General features: G+C 58.8%; 14 protein-coding genes. 10 read left to right on the top strand and 4 right to left on the bottom strand.

Going from position 1 to position 15,804, the window contains the following annotated elements; genetic code table 11:
* Positions 1-5: 5 nt before the first annotated feature.
* From pyrH to QP977_RS05955, 3 genes are all read left to right on the top strand, one after another.
* On the top strand, positions 6-731 hold the full coding sequence (pyrH, locus tag QP977_RS05945; RefSeq protein ID WP_005509726.1) for a UMP kinase: 726 nt from the start codon (positions 6-8) through the stop codon (positions 729-731).
* Between the two features lie 83 nt (positions 732-814).
* Positions 815-1,372, top strand: a complete 558-nt coding sequence (gene frr / locus QP977_RS05950) for a ribosome recycling factor (RefSeq protein WP_038628675.1) — start codon at positions 815-817, stop codon at positions 1,370-1,372.
* A gap of 39 nt (positions 1,373-1,411) precedes the next feature.
* Complete coding sequence (locus QP977_RS05955) at positions 1,412-2,317, top strand: phosphatidate cytidylyltransferase (RefSeq protein WP_049170784.1); 906 nt, start codon at positions 1,412-1,414, stop codon at positions 2,315-2,317.
* Between the two features lie 21 nt (positions 2,318-2,338).
* On the opposite strand, the gene QP977_RS05960 is transcribed toward QP977_RS05955, so the two are convergent.
* On the bottom strand, positions 2,339-2,767 hold the full coding sequence (locus QP977_RS05960; RefSeq protein WP_065421645.1) for a lipopolysaccharide assembly protein LapA domain-containing protein: 429 nt from the start codon (positions 2,765-2,767) through the stop codon (positions 2,339-2,341).
* 117 nt (positions 2,768-2,884) lie between these two features.
* Between QP977_RS05960 and rlmN the strand changes: the two genes are divergently transcribed.
* A complete protein-coding gene (gene rlmN / locus QP977_RS05965) occupies positions 2,885-3,982 on the top strand; it encodes a dual-specificity RNA methyltransferase RlmN (RefSeq protein WP_049189669.1) in 1,098 nt (365 codons plus the stop codon).
* A 117-nt stretch (positions 3,983-4,099) separates the two neighbouring features.
* Here the strand turns inward: rlmN and QP977_RS05970 are convergent, their stop codons facing one another.
* Entirely contained in the window at positions 4,100-4,501 is a 402-nt protein-coding gene (locus QP977_RS05970; RefSeq protein ID WP_070652941.1) for a DUF2631 domain-containing protein, read from the bottom strand.
* A gap of 215 nt (positions 4,502-4,716) precedes the next feature.
* Here QP977_RS05970 and QP977_RS05975 point away from each other — a divergent pair, with 215 nt between their 5' ends.
* From QP977_RS05975 to QP977_RS05990, 4 genes are all read left to right on the top strand, one after another.
* Positions 4,717-5,949: a M50 family metallopeptidase gene (locus QP977_RS05975; RefSeq protein WP_070652942.1), complete on the top strand. Its 1,233-nt coding sequence runs from the start codon at positions 4,717-4,719 to the stop codon at positions 5,947-5,949.
* A gap of 59 nt (positions 5,950-6,008) precedes the next feature.
* On the top strand, positions 6,009-7,856 hold the full coding sequence (locus QP977_RS05980) for a penicillin-binding transpeptidase domain-containing protein (RefSeq protein WP_070652943.1): 1,848 nt from the start codon (positions 6,009-6,011) through the stop codon (positions 7,854-7,856).
* A gap of 68 nt (positions 7,857-7,924) precedes the next feature.
* Positions 7,925-8,836 (top strand): type I methionyl aminopeptidase, encoded by a 912-nt coding sequence (gene map / locus QP977_RS05985; protein ID WP_049189666.1) that lies wholly within the window; start codon positions 7,925-7,927, stop codon positions 8,834-8,836.
* A gap of 3 nt (positions 8,837-8,839) precedes the next feature.
* The gene (locus tag QP977_RS05990; protein ID WP_070652944.1) at positions 8,840-10,303 is read left to right on the top strand and encodes a cobyric acid synthase; all 1,464 of its coding nucleotides are present in this window, start codon (positions 8,840-8,842) and stop codon (positions 10,301-10,303) included.
* On the opposite strand, the gene mtr is transcribed toward QP977_RS05990, so the two are convergent.
* Entirely contained in the window at positions 10,300-11,724 is a 1,425-nt protein-coding gene (mtr, locus tag QP977_RS05995; RefSeq protein WP_101738674.1) for a mycothione reductase, read from the bottom strand. The genes QP977_RS05990 and mtr overlap by 4 nt on opposite strands.
* An 82-nt stretch (positions 11,725-11,806) precedes the next feature.
* Complete coding sequence (locus QP977_RS06000; RefSeq protein ID WP_284847206.1) at positions 11,807-12,847, bottom strand: alpha/beta hydrolase; 1,041 nt, start codon at positions 12,845-12,847, stop codon at positions 11,807-11,809.
* Positions 12,848-13,010: 163 nt separating this feature from the next.
* Here QP977_RS06000 and mqo point away from each other — a divergent pair, with 163 nt between their 5' ends.
* Together mqo and QP977_RS06010 are read left to right on the top strand one after the other, a co-directional pair.
* The gene (gene mqo, locus QP977_RS06005; RefSeq protein ID WP_049170803.1) at positions 13,011-14,507 is read left to right on the top strand and encodes a malate dehydrogenase (quinone); all 1,497 of its coding nucleotides are present in this window, start codon (positions 13,011-13,013) and stop codon (positions 14,505-14,507) included.
* A gap of 93 nt (positions 14,508-14,600) precedes the next feature.
* Positions 14,601-15,752 carry a magnesium chelatase ATPase subunit I gene (locus tag QP977_RS06010; protein WP_048735587.1) on the top strand — a complete coding sequence of 384 codons (1,152 nt, stop codon included), beginning with the start codon at positions 14,601-14,603 and terminating at the stop codon, positions 15,750-15,752.
* Positions 15,753-15,804 lie beyond the last annotated feature (52 nt).

Below are 15,804 nucleotides of genomic sequence, written 5' to 3' on the forward strand. Positions count from 1 at the left end.
TGGTCATGGCAGAATCTGTCGAGCGCAATGGCTTCAAGCGTGTGATGCTCAAGCTCGGTGGTGAGATGTTCGGTGGCGGCAAGGTTGGCGTTGACCCGGACGTGGTGCAAAACGTTGCCCGACAGATTGCGGAAGTTTCCCGAAAGGGCGTCGAGGTCTGTGTCGTCATCGGCGGCGGTAACTTCTTCCGTGGCGCACAGCTTCAGCAGCGCGGCATGGACCGCGCACGCTCTGACTACATGGGCATGCTGGGCACGGTTATGAACTGCCTGGCTCTGCAGGACTTCCTCGAGCAGGAGGGCGTGGACTGCCGTGTGCAGACTGCTATCAACATGGCACAGGTCTCAGAGCCGTACCTGCCGCTGCGTGCTAAGCGCCACCTGGAGAAGGGCCGCGTGGTCATCTTCGGTGCAGGTATGGGTATGCCGTACTTCTCCACCGACACCACCGCCGCCCAGCGCGCCCTGGAGATCGGCTGCGAGGTACTGCTGATGGCCAAGGCCGTTGACGGTGTCTACTCGGCCGACCCACGTGAGGTGCCGGACGCAGAGCTGTTCGATGACATCACCCACCGTGAGGTTCTGGAACGGGACCTGCGCGTTGCTGATGCCACCGCCTTCTCCCTGTGCATGGACAACAACATGCCGATTCTCGTGTTTAATCTGCTTACCGACGGAAACATTGCGCGCGCGGTAGCCGGTGAGCAAATCGGTACTCTCGTCCACAGCTGATAAATTTGTTCGTAATACGTTCTTTCCACAGAGCGCTCTAGAACTATCTAGAACCCGCGTAGAAACCCGAGGTTAAAAACACAATGATTGATGAAGTCCTGCTTGACTGTGAAGAAAAGTACGGTAGCTCCGTAGAACACTGCCGCGAGGAGCTGACCCACATTCGCACTGGCCGTGCGAACCCGGCGATGTTCAACGGCGTTATTGCGGAGTACTACGGTGTTCCGACTCCGATTACCCAGATGGCTACCATTTCGGTTCCAGAGCCGCGCATGCTGCTGATTAAGCCGTATGAGCTGAGCGTCATGGGCGACATCGAAAACGCGATTCGCAACTCCGACCTGGGTGTGAACCCGACTAATGATGGCCAGGTCCTGCGCGTAACTATCCCGCAGCTGACCGAGGAGCGTCGTCGTGAGATGGTTAAGGTCGCACGTTCGAAGGGCGAAGACGCCAAGATCGCGATTCGCAATGTCCGTCGTAAGGGCATGGAAACTCTGAAGAAGATTCAGAAGGACGGCGATGCTGGCGAGGACGAGGTGCAGGCAGGCGAAAAGGAGCTGGACCAGGTCACCAAGAACTACGTCGAGCAGGTGGACTCCTTGGTTGAACGCAAGGAAGCGGAATTGATGGAGGTTTAGGCCTTCATATTCAACCGGGAGAGGGGATTTGAGGCGCCAATGCCAACGTCGAAGCCAGCGTCCAATAAGGAACGTGTTCTAGACGAGCTACGGCTTATTAAGCCGCGTAACTCGGCAGGTCGGAACCTGCCGGTTGCAATTACGGTGGGCGTAGCACTTGGTGCAGTCGTCATCATCGGCTTGCTGCTGGGGGCGCTCGCCTGGACCGTTCTGGTCGCCGCGGCGGTTGGCCTTGCAACCTGGGAGGTCTGCGAGCGGCTCCGCGAGTCCGATTGGCAGGTCCCTCGCCCGGTTCTGATTTTCGGCGGACAGCTGATGGTGTGGCTGTCCGCCTACTGGGGGATTGACGGTCTGGTCATGGGCCTGACTGTTACCCTGATGCTTTTACTAGTCACCCGTCTGTTTTTGCACGGGATGGCTGAAGCACCACGGAACTGGCTGCGGGATGTCGCAGTCGGAGTTTTCGTGGTGATGTGGATTCCGTTCTTTGCGGCGCTAGCTGTGCAGCTGGTGCACATGGACAATCCCTGGGAAGTCGATCCCCGTCTGGTCATTGTGACCTTCATGATCGGGGTGATTTCCAATGACGTCGGAGGCTATGCCGCCGGTGTCATGTTCGGAAAGCATCCGATGGCTCCGAAGGTAAGCCCTAAAAAATCCTGGGAAGGGTTCGGCGGCTCTCTCGTACTCGCCACTATTACTGGAGCGCTCTGTGCAATCTTTATGTTGCACGCGCCGTGGTGGCAGGGCATCGTGCTGGGCATTGCCTTGGTTATCTCCGCCACGCTTGGTGACCTGATGGAGTCCCAGTTCAAACGCGATCTGGGGATTAAGGATATGTCCTCGATATTGCCGGGCCACGGCGGTCTGATGGACCGCCTGGATGGCATGCTGCCATCAGCCGCGATGACGTGGCTGATATTGCAGCTTTTCAGCCTGGTTTAATTTGGCTGGTTCAGTCGGGCTTTAGTTGTCGCCCTTACGAATCTGGCGGCGCAGATCAAACATTCGCCAGCCACCGATTAGCGCAGTGATGAGGGCGCCGAGGATAGCAGCGAACAGCATTCCGACACCGACCGGGAAGTTCCAGGCCCAGCCGAACAGGTTTAGTGTGGTCTCCTGCTGATTCTGCAGAATGAATACAAGCAATACGATCAGCAAAACTGCACTGATGACCAGGCCAACCCACATCGAGCCCGCGGTAGTCTTTTTCACCTTGCGCCGGCCAGGAGCGGGCGCTGGCTCCGGTGTGGAGTCCTTCTCTGCGGGCGCGTCAACGACTGGCTCTGGAAGGTTGTCCTGCTCTGGTGCAGGAGCCACTGAATCATTTGGAGAGTACGACGGAGTATCGTCGAAAAGCGGACTGTCGTTATTCGGTTGATTAGCGTTAGTCATACCTATCATTCAACACGTTTTGGCAGGTATGTACCACTTGTAAAGGTCCACTTAGTTGCGGCTGCCTAGTCGCTCATTAGGCCAAAACCGTCATTACATGCGAAAATGGGTGCCATCATGGCATCTTCACTTCCAATCGTTCTTAAAGCTCCACGTCGCGGCATGCCCGCGACCCATTTTGCGGACCTCGATGTTGAGGAACGGAAGGCTGCGGTCAAGGAACTGGGCCTGCCGGCCTTCCGCGCCGATCAGATTGCCCGGCACTATTACGGTCGGCTTGAGGCTGACCCTATGACGATGACTGATCTGCCGGAAGCAGACCGTCAAAAGGTCAAAGACAGTCTCTTCCCACCTTTGTTGACTCCCGTTCGCCACATCACCTGTGACGACGGCGAAACCCGTAAGACGCTGTGGCGTGCAGGTGACGGTACGCTGCTGGAATCCGTGCTGATGAAGTACCCGGGGCGTGCGACCCTCTGTATTTCCTCACAGGCCGGCTGCGGTATGGCATGCCCATTCTGTGCGACGGGTCAGGGCGGTCTGCAGCGTAATCTCTCCACCGCGGAGATTGTCGACCAAGTTCGTGAGGCCGCTGCCACGATGGCAGCCGAGGGCGGTCGCCTGACCAACATCGTATTCATGGGCATGGGTGAGCCGCTCGCGAACTACAACCGCGTTCTCGCCGCCGTCCATCGCATCACGCGACCGTCGCCGGAGGGATTCGGCATCTCGATGCGCAATGTCACCGTCTCTACAGTCGGTTTCGCGCCGAACATCCGACGGCTTGCCGACGAGGACCTGTCAGTAACCCTCGCGGTGTCTCTGCACACTCCAGATGACGAGCTTCGCGATGAGCTGGTACCGATCAACAATCGCTTTACAGTAGCTGAGGTGCTTGATGCAGCTCGCTACTACGCAGACAAGACAGGCCGTCGCGTATCTATTGAGTACGCTTTGATTCGCGATATTAACGACCAGGATTGGCGTGCAGACTTGTTGGGTAAGAAGCTCCACAATGCTCTGGGCTCACGTGTCCACGTCAACCTGATTCCGCTCAACCCGACTCCGGGGTCGAAGTGGGACGCCTCCCCGAAGAAGCAGCAGGAGGAGTTCGTCCGCCGCGTACAGGCGCAGGGGGTACCGTGCACGGTCCGCGATACCCGTGGCAACGAGATTGCGGCAGCGTGTGGTCAGCTGGCGGCCGAAGAGGTTTAGCCGACAAATAGCAAAAGATCCGCACCGAATTCGGTGCGGATCTTTTTGTGCGCTGTAGCGCTATAGAGCTGTTGCTATAGAGCTGTTAGGCCAGACTTTCTGCAAAAGTGGCTAACTTTACTGGTTCTGGCCTTCCGGCAGACGGTTCCAGGAGCGCAGCTGAGAGTCGGTCAGGTTAGCGTAGACGCCAGTGCCGTTAACCTGGTCGCGTGCCCACTCCGGCTCAATGTGGCCTTCCGGCTTGTTGTGACCGGTAACGGTGCGGACCTGAGAAGCCTGCGGGGCGAACAACTGCAGCAGCAGGCCAATAGCGATCAGGGCGGCGATGACGACCAGCCACCAGTTCTCGACGTTGCCCTTGTGGTTACCAATGGTCATGCCCAGCAGGAAGATCACGGAAATCCAGCCGGCCTTCTGCATAGCGCTCTTGCTAATGCCGTGCCAGCCCCACTTCGCCGACGGCTCGTCGAGGGTGCTGACGCCGCGGTAAATCTCTTCCTTTGGCTCGTGGTTGCTCACTTGAAAGTCCTCCTGTTAACACTTTCGGCGAATTGCACTCTATATGCACTTCAGTCTATCTGCGGTTTTGCTGAAAGCGACTGAGCGCATTTTCAGACAATCTTGAGTATCGGGTGTAAGGATACCTTAGAACTTGCTGAAATTGGGACTCAGCCCGGCCGGAAACTGTTCGCCGGTGTGCTCGTTTGCCCAAAGTGGGGGTAGGGTGAGCACTCGTGACATTTCTTCTTGGAGTTTTACTCTTCGCAATCGGCATCGCGGTGACAATCGCTCTTCACGAATGGGGCCATCTCACCGCAGCTCGCCTGTGTGGAATGCGAGTGCGTCGATACTTCATTGGCTTCGGCCCAACGCTGTTTTCCTTCAAGCGGCATCACGCTGCGGCAGGTGGGCATGACACCGAGTATGGAATAAAGGCAATTCCCTTTGGCGGATTCTGCGACATCGCAGGCATGACAGCAATGGATCCCATCGCTCCTGCCGAAGAACCCTACGCCATGTACAAGAAGCCGTGGTGGCAGCGCATTATCGTGATGCTCGGTGGGGTGGCAATGAACCTCATCGTTGGATTCATCATTCTTTACTTCATTGCCGTGACGTGGGGTTTGCCCAACATGGGTAAGGAAATGGCGCCACGCATTCAGGCGGTGCAGTGCGTCTCGCCGGCACAGCGTGCCGACGGCACGCTGGAGCCCTGCACTGGTTCCGGTCCTGCAGAGCGCGCAGGGCTACGTGCCGGAGATGTGATTGAGAAGATCAATGGCACCAAGATCACGTCCTACCCCGAGGCTGTGTCTCTCATCGGTAGCTCTGCAGGTGGCGACATCAAAATGACCATCGACCGCAATGGCAGCACCCAGACGGTCACGGTCACCCCGGAAGTCGTCAAGCACAAGACTAACGACGGGCAGGACATCGACCAGCCAGCAATTGGTATCGCCTTCCAGCGACCAGAGACCATCCTTCACGAGTACAACGCAGTGACTGCCATCGGCGGTGCGGCCAGCTTCACAGGCAGCCTTTTCGGGGCGGTTTGGAACGGGCTGCTCTCCATCCCGGAGAAGGTTCCCGGCGTGGTCGCCTCTATCTTTGGTGCTCAGCGTGACCCGGCCAGCCCAATGAGTGTGGTCGGCGCGTCGCGTGCCGGTGGTGAATTGGTGGAGATGAACCAGTGGCCTTCATTCTTCCTGTTGCTGGCCAACCTCAATTATTTCCTGGCCGTGTTCAACCTCGTGCCGTTGCCGCCACTCGACGGTGGCCACATCGCCGTGGTTATTTATGAGCGCATCCGCGACCTGATTCGCAAGGCGTTCGGTAAGCCTGCGCTTGGGCCTGCCGATTACACCAAACTCATGCCAATTACTATGGCCTTTACCGCAGTCTTGCTGGTCTTCGGCGTTCTGGTTATGGCTGCTGACGTGGTCAATCCAATTGTACTGAACCGCTGATAGCAGGTTGCGGCGCGCCAGCGTCGTCGTAAAGCAAAGCGGTGCTAACGTCAGCCCACATGGAACAAACTTCGCGCCGCAAGCCCCTGCTTCGCAGTATCTCGGCTGTGGCAATCACGGGTCTGGTGTTGTCATCCGCCGCGTGTACGCCGCGGCCTGACACCGGGCGCGAGGTGCTTGAGGAATTCCTGGGGGCGCTGGCGGGAGGGGATGTCGCTAAGGCGGCGGCGCTGACCGATCATCCGGATTCCGCTGAAGGAGATTTGAAAGCGGCCACCGACGGCCTCCAGCCGGAGGGGCTTGAGTATGAAATTGCGGGTATCGATTCCAGTTCGAATCAGTCCTCTGCCGAAGTTGCCATGAATTGGCAGTTACCGCACCAGCGACGCTGGGGATATGACACGACTTTTACGCTGACTAAGACTGAGGCTGGGCAACGGGATTGGGCGTTGCGCTGGTCGCCAGCATCCCTGCATCCACAGCTGGGGCGTAATCAGCACCCAGAATTGCGCACTATCGCAGCTCCACGTCCGTCTGTGGTTGGTTCGGACGGTGCGGCCTTGCTTGAGCCGGGGACTGTGCACCGGGTAATTCTCAATCGTGATGGGGCGGAGAATGTGCAGTCGTCGATTAATCGGGCGGCGACGGTCATCAATAATGAAATGCCGGAAGATGGTCCGAAGCTTGACGCGCGCGCTATAGGGGAGCAGGCAGCTGGTGGGAAGGGTAACTTTTCACTGATTGTGCTGCCGGCATCCACGCCGCAGCGAGTCAAGGATGAGCTCGCGGACATTGACGGAATTTCTGTTAACGATGAAGCAGCGATGGTGCGACCCGACCCGGGGTTTGCGCCTGATTTGATGAGCCGTGTGGAAAGGCTAGTGGACACTGGTGATCACGGTGCCGATGGCTGGAAGATCGTGGCGGCCAACGAGGGCGGAGCAGTCGTCGGCACGCTCTATGAGGTGTCTCCGGATGTAGCCCCGGCGGTGCAGGCATCGATTAGTAAAAAGGTGCAGGACGCAGCGCAGAAGGCAGTCGATACGCGGCAAGATGCGAAGGCAATGCTGGTGGCTGTGCAGCCGTCTACGGGCAAGATTCTGGCGGTAGCCCAGACGGCGGAAGCAGACAAGGACGGTGACCTTGCGCTGATGGGACAGTTCCCGCCGGGATCGACGTACAAGATTGTCACTGCCGCTGCAGGTGTGCAGCACGAGGGACTAAATGCGGGATCGACTGTGCCGTGCCCAGGTTCGATGGAAATCGGTCCGCGAATTGTCACCAACTACAACGGAAGTGGTGTCGGGGATACCTCGCTGAGCGATGCCTTCGCGCGGTCTTGCAACACCACGTTCGGCAACATCTCCCACAAGTTGGAACCAGGGCAGTTCAAGGAGGAGTCCAAGAACTTCGGCATCGGAATCAACTATCACATCGCGGGCCTCGACACTATTACCGGCAGCGTGTCTGACGGTAGTGATGAAGTCGAGCGTATCGATGCGGGCTATGGACAGGGCAATGACTTGGCCAGCCCGTTTGGCATGGCGCTGGTTTCCGCGACGGTGGCGGCCGGGCGCACTCCGACGCCGTCACTCGTGCCAAGCGCGGGAACGTGGCAGTCGCAGACGTCGAAGCCACTTCCACCTGAGGTTTTGAACGAGGTTCGCTCACTCATGCGGGCGGTGGTGACCTCCGGTACCGGTTCGGCCATTGCCGGACGCGGTGAGGTCTACGCCAAGACCGGTGAGGCCGAGTATGGAGGTGGCTCGCACGCTTGGTTCACTGGCTATCGAGATGACTTGGCCTTCGCCACGCTCATCGTCGGCGGTGGTGGATCCGAACATGCGGTGGCGATTACCGATGCCTTCTTCGCCAATATGGATGAAGGTTCAGGAGACGAGGGCTAGAGCATTTCTGGCTTCGAAACCGGCACAGGCCGAAAGGCTAATCCGGGGGTAGGGGTAGAGTATGTTCCATGACTCAGCGTTCTCCACTTACTCAGCAAAAGTCCACGCCAATTCGCACTGTTCCGGCACATATTGAACGGCCGGAGTACGCCTGGAAGGACGAGGTTCAGGAAGGCGTCGGCGAGCCGCTGGTACAGACTCCGGAAGATATTGAAAATATGCGAGAGGTCTCTCGCATTGCTGCCAACGCGTTGGTGGAGGCCGGCAAGGCCGTAACTCCGGGCGTGACCACGGATGAGATTGACCGGGTGGTGCACGAGTACCTGTTGGATCACGACACCTACCCGTCCACGCTGGGGTACCGCGGTTTCGAGAAGTCGTGCTGTGTGTCTCTCAATGAGATTGTCTGCCACGGTATTCCGGACACTCAGGTTATTGAAGACGGCGATATCGTCAATGTCGACGTCACCGGATACAAGAACGGCGTCCACGGTGACACCAACGCGACTTTCCTCGCGGGCAATGTCTCGGAGGAGCACCTCCAGCTAGTGGAGCGCACTTACAACGCCACCATGCGCGGCATTAAGGTCATCAAGCCGGGCCGTGAGATTAATGTCATCGGCCGCGTAATCGAGTCTTACGCTAAGCGTTTTGGATACAACACCGTTCGGGACTTCACCGGTCACGGTGTCGGTACCACGTTCCACAATGGTTTAATCGTTCTCCACTACGATGAGCCGAGCCAGGACACCATTTTCGAGCCGGGCATGACCTTGACTGTTGAGCCGATGATTAACCTTGGTGAGCTGCCGTACCACATCTGGGATAATGGCTGGACTGTGCAGAATGATGACTTCAAGTTCACCGCCCAGTTCGAGCACACGGTGCTGGTGACCTCCGACGGCTATGAAATCCTCACTCTGCCGGATGAGCAGAACGTGCCAGGTCAGTTCCAAACTGGTTGGAAGCCCGAGGCCTAACCCGTGCAGGCCCCTGCAGCTCTGATTGCCGGCTGCACCTCAGATGCCGGTAAGTCGGTTCTGGTCGCCGGCATGTGTCGGCTGCTCGCGCGCCGCGGCGTGAAGGTCGCACCCTTCAAAGCACAGAACATGTCCAACAACTGCGCTGTCACGCTTGACGGCGGCGAGATTGGGCGCGCGCAGGCTCTGCAGGCGCTCGCCTGTGGGCTGGAGCCGGATGTCTCCTTTAACCCGGTGCTTCTCAAGCCGGGCTCGGACCACACTAGTCAGGTGGTGGTGAAGGGCAAAGCCGATGGGCATGTGAGCGCTCTGACGTACCGGTCGCGTCGAAAAGCGTTGCGCGGGGTAGTCGCGGAGACATTGGAAGAGCTGCGGGGGCAGTTCGATGTCGTCTTGTGCGAAGGCGCTGGTAGTCCTGCCGAGGTCAATCTGCGAGAGTCAGACATCGCCAACATGGGCTTGGCAGAGCTCGCTGATTTGCCGGTTGTGGTCGCCGGCGACATCGACCGCGGTGGGGTGCTTGCACATTTCGTCGGCACGCATGCAATTTTGAGCCCCGAAGACCGCGCGCGAATTACCGGTTTTATCGTCAACAAGTTCCGGGGCGATGTTTCGCTGTTGACACCGGGATTGGACGTGGTGCGCGAGCACACCGGCGTGCCCGTACTCGGCGTAGTGTCTTTTATTCCGGGGCTGTGGATCGATGCGGAGGATTCGCTCGGCACAGTCGCTGGTGCGTCGGTAGGGCCGGCGAACGCACCGCTGGGTACGGAAACGTTGTCCGTGGCCGCCATTCGCTTGCCGCGCGTGTCCAACGCCACCGATATCGAAGCGCTTGCCTGTGAACCAGGGGTACACGTGCAGTGGACGGTCGATCCGTCGGTCGTTGCTCGCGCCGACCTGGTCGTGTTGCCCGGGACGAAGTCGACGGTCGCCGATCTCAAGTGGTTGCGCGAGCGTGGGCTTGACGACGTACTGGAGAACCGAGCCGCCCGAGGGCTGCCGCTGATTGGCATCTGCGGTGGGTTCCAAATGCTCTGCACCACCATCACTGACTCGGTGGAGTCGGTAGCCGGGACAGTGAACGGGCTTGGAGTGTTCGATACCGACATTGAATTCGCGGGGACGAAGACGCTGGTGAGCCACCCGGATGGCTCTTACGAAGTCCACAATGGACAGGTTGTGCGAAGCAGCGAGGCGCCCTTTATCACTGAGCCTGAAGAAGGGGCGCGGCGTGGCATGGTGATGGGTACGCACCGCCACGGCTACCTGGAAAATGATCAGGCGCGCCGTCAGTTGCTGAGCGAAGTCGCAGTTGCCGTCGGTCGAGACGGCTTTGAGGTCAGCTCTAATACTTCGTTTGCCGAAGAACGGCTGCGGCAGATCGACCTGTTGGCCGATGCAGTCGAGGAGTACCTGGCTGGGCCCGCATTGGCCCAGGCCACAGGTATTGAACAGCTGGGCTAGTTATCGAACTCCAGGCCCAGGATTGCGTTTTCAATCAGCTCTGGCAGTGCTGGGTGAATCCAGTGCTGGCCCTTGACAACTTCGCGCACATCCATCTCGAAGCTCATCATCTGGATGCACTGCTGCACTAGAGTGGCAGCCTGCTCGCCGATGAAGTGCGCACCCAGCAGGCGGCCGGTGGCGCGGTCCGCAATCAACTTGGCAAAGCCATCGCGATCCTCCAGCGCCCAGCCGTAGGCGACATCGCCGTAGTTCTGTACCTTCACGGTAATGTCCGTGCCATTTTCCGCAGCCCAGGCGCGAGCTTCATCCTCGGTCATACCGACCTGACCAATCTGCGGATGTGAGAAGACTGCCGACGGAATGTAGCGGTGGTCAAATTCGCGCAGGTCCGACGGATTCAGCACGTTGTGGAAGACAACCTTGGCCTCATGGTTGGCAATATGCTTCAGCTGGTACGGGCTAGAGACATCGCCCAGCGCCCACACACCTTCGGCAGAGGTGCGGCCGTACTGGTCAACCTTGATGCGACCATCGTCGTGCATCGCCACACCACCGGCTGCAAGGTCCATACGGTCACCGTTGGGGATGCGTCCGGTTGCCACGAGCAGGGCATCGGCTGCGAGCTCCGTGCCGTCGTCAAGCGTGACCGTGACGATCTCGCCCTCCTGGGAGAGCTCAGTGATGGAGGTGTTCATACGGATGTCAATGTCGCGGGAGGCAACCTCGTGGAAGCGCTCGGAGATAGCGGCGTCTGAGCCACGCAGCATGACATCGGAGCGCACCAGCATGTGCACCTTCGTGCCGAAGGATGCGAAGACATGCGCGAACTCGCTAGCGATGTAGCCGCCGCCGACGACGATCATTTCGCGCGGAAGCTTGTCGACGCGCATGATGTTCTCGTTGGTGTAGTAATCGACCCCGGAGTCTGCGATGAGGCCCGGAACGTGAGGGCGGGAGCCTGCAGCGATGATGATGTTGTCGGCTGTGATGTCGACGGTTTCCTCGCCGATGCCGGTGCGAATAGTGCGAGGGCCGACGAACGTTGCGTGGCGGTCGTAGACATCGATATTGGGAGTCTCGTCCCCGCGGCGGTATGCCTCGCCGCCGTCGGCAATCTGGTCGACGCGCTGGGCAAAAACGCGATCCTGGATTTGCTTGAGATCAACGGAGTCGAAGGTGCCGTGCACGCCCAGGCGGCTGGCCTCGCGGATGTTGCGGGCGGCATCAGCGGCCAGAACGAACATCTTGGTGGGAATACACCCAACGTTGAGGCAAGTACCGCCGAAACGTCCTTCCTCCACCAGAGCGATACGGACATTGTCGTAGGCCGGGGCTGGAATGGAATTGCCGGACCCGGTTCCGATAATGATGACGTCGTAGTGGCGTGGGGTAGTCTCAGGCGAATTCTCAGTGGTCACAAGCACTCCTAGCATTCTGGTCAAACTAGTTTGGTTCAACCGTACTGAATGCTGATTTATTCCGAGTTCCTATTCTGTGCTCCTATTTTGAGCTGTCTCCTGGATTGACTGTGGCAAGGAACTGGAATGTCTCATTAAAAGCGCGGTCTAGTGCTTCGGGTGCGGAGAGATACACGTCGTGGAGAGCACCCGGAATCGCGACGTTGCGAGCCTGCGGTCCCAAGTGGGCAGTGGCATCGGCAATTTGCTCAGTGTTGAGGACAGAGTCAACGCGGCTGAGTTCCGGTGTGTAGTCGGAACCGAGAAGGTAGTTGTCCGAGTGGAGGACGAGCGTCGGCACACCGGTGTCGATACCGCGGCTGACACGTTGCTGGCCGACGATGATGGCATTGAGCCAACGCCAGTTCTTGTCATGGCCAGCCAGCGGCTTGAAAGTGCGGTTGTACTCCCAGCGCCCCTGGTGGTCGGCGCTAATGGATTTTCCATAGCCGCCCGCAGACTGCACTGGAATAAGACTGTTGGGGCGAATCCGCGACATAACGCGAGTCACCAGCGAGTACACGGGCGCCTTTGCCCGGGAAACGTGCAGAGTAAGCCACGGTGAGTTCAAGACGGCAGCCGTGACGGAAATATTGGGTGCTTGCGGGCCGTGGCCGCCTGTGCTTCGTAACCAATCGAGCCAGAGCACGGCAATGAGGCCGCCGGTGGAGTGCGCATTAACAGTGACAGTTGTATGGCCGGCGTGGTCCAACACCGCGAGTGCCCCGTTGAGATCCTCGAAGTAATTCGTTAAATCGCTGCATCCATGCCAAGTCTGCCCAGGTTGGTGCGCGCGCCCGCACTTGCGCAGGTCAATGGCGTAAAAGGCGTAGCCTTCGGCGTGGTACCGCTCCGCTACGTGCTTCTGGAAGAAATAGTCCGACATCCCGTGAATCCATAGAACCGCCGGACGCGTTTGGAAGTCGCTTGCCGACGAGTCGGGGCAGTAGCGGACCAAAACCGCGCATACCGACCCCTCACCGTCGGGATCCTGGCCGAGTTCGATGACATGTTGGCTGTAGTCTTCGCCTAGGTTATCGGGGTTAAAGGTGGGGGTAACGAAATCGGGAATATCGGTAGTCACAGGGACAAGCCTAGCGCCGATTACCGGGGGTAGTGGGAATGTGTGCCACAATAGATTATGGACTGAGACGGTAGCTCTCTTTTGCGTCTTTAGTTGTGTGCGCGCATGTGAGCGAGCGCTAGTTTGAATCACTAATCAAGTTAGTAAGGATGTTGACAGCAAAATGGCTGATAACAAGCTTCCTGCTTCCAGTGGCGACGAGGTAGACGTCGTCCTCATCGGTGCAGGTGTAATGAGTGCGACGCTGGGTGTGCTGCTCAAGGAGCTCGAGCCATCCTGGTCACAGGTTCTGTTCGAGCGTCTCGATCAGCCCGCCAAGGAGTCTTCCTCCCCGTGGAACAACGCTGGTACCGGCCACTCTGCTCTGTGCGAGCTGAACTACACGCCGGAGAAGAACGGCAAGGTCGATGTCACCAAGGCTAAGCTCATTAATGAGCAGTTCCAGGTTTCCCGCCAGCTGTGGACCTCGCTGATTGAAAACGGCACCCTGACTGACCCGAAGGAATTCATCAACCCAGTTGATCACACCACCTTCGCTCAGGGGCCGGAGCAGATGGCGTTCATGCGTCGTCGCTACGAGGCACTTGAGAAGGAGCCGCTGTTCCACGGTCAGGAGCTCATTGAAGATCCGGACCGTTTCGCTGAGTACCTTCCGCTGATGTCCGAGGGCCGTGACTTCTCCAAGCCGGTCTCCGCTATTCGTAACCCGAATGGTACGGACGTTAACTTCGGTGCACTGACCAAGCAGTACCTGGCCGCACTGTCCGATATGGGTACTGAGATTCGCTACGGACACGAGGTCACCGGTCTGAAGCGCGACGGTTCCAAGTGGATCGTCACCGTGAAGAACCTGCACACCAAGGACGTTCGCACCCTGGTTGCCAACTTCGTATTCGTCGGTGCCGGCGGTGACGCACTGCCGCTGCTGCAGAAGGCTCGTATTAACGAGATTCGTGGTTTCGGTGGCTTCCCGGTCTCCGGCCAGTGGCTGCGCTGCACCAACGAGGAAGTCATTGCTAAGCATGACGCCAAGGTCTACGGTAAGGCTTCCGTCGGCACGCCGCCGATGTCCGTTCCGCACCTGGACACCCGTGTTATCGACGGCAAGCGCGGCCTGCTCTTTGGCCCGTACGCCGGTTGGAACATGAAGTTCCTCAAGAACGGTAACAACCTGGACCTGATTAAGTCTCTGCGTCCGGCCAACCTGCCGTCCATGATGGGTGTTGGTGTCCAGGAGATGGGGCTGACCAAGTACCTGATTACTGAGGTTCTGAAGGACTTCGACGCACGTATTGAGTCCCTGCGTGAGTACGTCCCGAACGCTCGCCCAGAGGACTGGGAGCTGATCGTCGCTGGTCAGCGCGTCCAGGTCATTAAGCCGATGAAGGCTCCGGTCTTCGGTACCCTCGAGTTCGGTACCGCGGTCATCAACTCGTGGGACGGCACCATTGCCGGCCTGATGGGTGCATCCCCGGGCGCTTCCATCGCTCCGGCTGTGATGATTAGCCTGATTGAGCGCTGCTTCGGCCGTCACATGGGCAAGTGGGCTCCGAAGCTGAAGGAGCTCGTCCCGTCCTACGGTACGCACCTGGCTGATGACCCGGCTCTGTTCAAGGAGGTCTGGGAGGCTTCCCAGAAGACCCTGAAGCTGGAGCGCTAGTAACTCGCTGAAGAGCTTCAAAGAGTTCAATTAAGCCAACATTGTTCTACCCCGCTGTGAGCCATCCGTTCGCAGTGGGGTAGAACTGTGCTTATGGAAAAAATCACGTCAGCGACCACTGCACAAACAGAGCCCACTTTTCCTTTTACTGCGATCGTCGGGCAGCAGCGACTACAGCTTGCGTTGATTCTGACCGCGCTATCCCCGGAGATTGGTGGTGTCGTCATCCGCGGTGAGAAGGGCACAGCCAAGACCACTACGGTCCGCGCGTTGGCGCCATTTCTCAGCGGATCGTTGGTAAACCTGCCACTCGGCGCTACGGAAGATCGAGTCGTAGGCTCCATCGATGTGGAGACCGTCCTGACTACCGGACACGCACAGTTCAATCCGGGACTACTCAGCGCGGCTGACGGTGGCATTCTCTATGTCGACGAGATTAACCTGCTGCCGGATCATCTCGTTGACTCCGTGCTCGATGCCGCAGCCACCGGTCGCGTGGTTGTTGAACGCGATGGTATCTCGCACTCCGCAACCTCCAGGTTCGTGTTGGTCGGCACGATGAACCCGGAAGAGGGCGAATTGCGTCCCCAGCTTCTCGACCGCTTTGGGCTCGCCATCGACGTCACCGCATCCAAGGATCCGGCTGTCCGCGCGGAAATCGTCGCCCGCCGCCTCGACTTTGACGCCGACCCGGAGAGCTTTGTCACGCGGTTCGCCGCCGACGACGATGCGCTACACGCTCGCATCGATCGCGCGCGCGCACTGCTTGACGACGTCGAATTGACCCCCAACATTCTTGGTCAAATTGCCACAGTGTGCGCTGCTTTTGATGTGGACGGGATGCGTGCCGACATCGTCATTGCACGTACCGCCCGCGCTCACGCTGCCTGGCGAGTAGCCGGGGACGAGTCGGCGCAGCCGGCACCCGGCAATCCAATTGAGATCACTGCGGAAGACATTAAGGTAGCTGCGGAAATGGCACTGCCGCACCGTCGTCGCCGTGACCCCTTTGATGAACCAGGACTGGACCAGGAACAGCTCGACGATGCTCTGCAGGATGCAGAGGAGCAGTTCCGAGATGACCAGAATCAGCCAGAGTCGAGTCCGGAGTCGGATCCAGAGCCCGATGCTGAGCAGGTCTCCCAGTTCGACTCCAACTCCGAACCTCAGGAGCCACAACAGTCGAATTCCTCGGGATCGAAGGGAGGTCGCGCCGCTGAAGGCGCCCCCTTTCGCCGTTCGTAAAATCAGCGTTGACGGTGTCGGCCAAGGGGATTCCGGTCGGCGTTCCAAGGCC

Source organism: Corynebacterium sp. MSK012, from assembly GCF_030232435.1.
Taxonomy (GTDB): Bacteria; Actinomycetota; Actinomycetes; order Mycobacteriales; family Mycobacteriaceae; genus Corynebacterium; species Corynebacterium jeikeium_D.

What these genes read in the sequence shown, in the direction of transcription:
- map (WP_049189666.1), top strand. Translation starts at nt 7,925, where the DNA reads ATGACTCAGCGTTCTCCACTTACTCAGCAAAAGTCCACGCCAATTCGC.
- rlmN (WP_049189669.1), top strand. Translation starts at nt 2,885, where the DNA reads ATGGCATCTTCACTTCCAATCGTTCTTAAAGCTCCACGTCGCGGCATG.
- mqo (WP_049170803.1), top strand. Translation starts at nt 13,011, where the DNA reads ATGGCTGATAACAAGCTTCCTGCTTCCAGTGGCGACGAGGTAGACGTC.
- pyrH (WP_005509726.1), top strand. Translation starts at nt 6, where the DNA reads ATGGCAGAATCTGTCGAGCGCAATGGCTTCAAGCGTGTGATGCTCAAG.
- QP977_RS05980 (WP_070652943.1), top strand. Translation starts at nt 6,009, where the DNA reads ATGGAACAAACTTCGCGCCGCAAGCCCCTGCTTCGCAGTATCTCGGCT.
- frr (WP_038628675.1), top strand. Translation starts at nt 815, where the DNA reads ATGATTGATGAAGTCCTGCTTGACTGTGAAGAAAAGTACGGTAGCTCC.
- QP977_RS06010 (WP_048735587.1), top strand. Translation starts at nt 14,601, where the DNA reads ATGGAAAAAATCACGTCAGCGACCACTGCACAAACAGAGCCCACTTTT.
- QP977_RS05960 (WP_065421645.1), bottom strand. Translation starts at nt 2,767, where the DNA reads ATGACTAACGCTAATCAACCGAATAACGACAGTCCGCTTTTCGACGAT.
- QP977_RS05955 (WP_049170784.1), top strand. Translation starts at nt 1,412, where the DNA reads ATGCCAACGTCGAAGCCAGCGTCCAATAAGGAACGTGTTCTAGACGAG.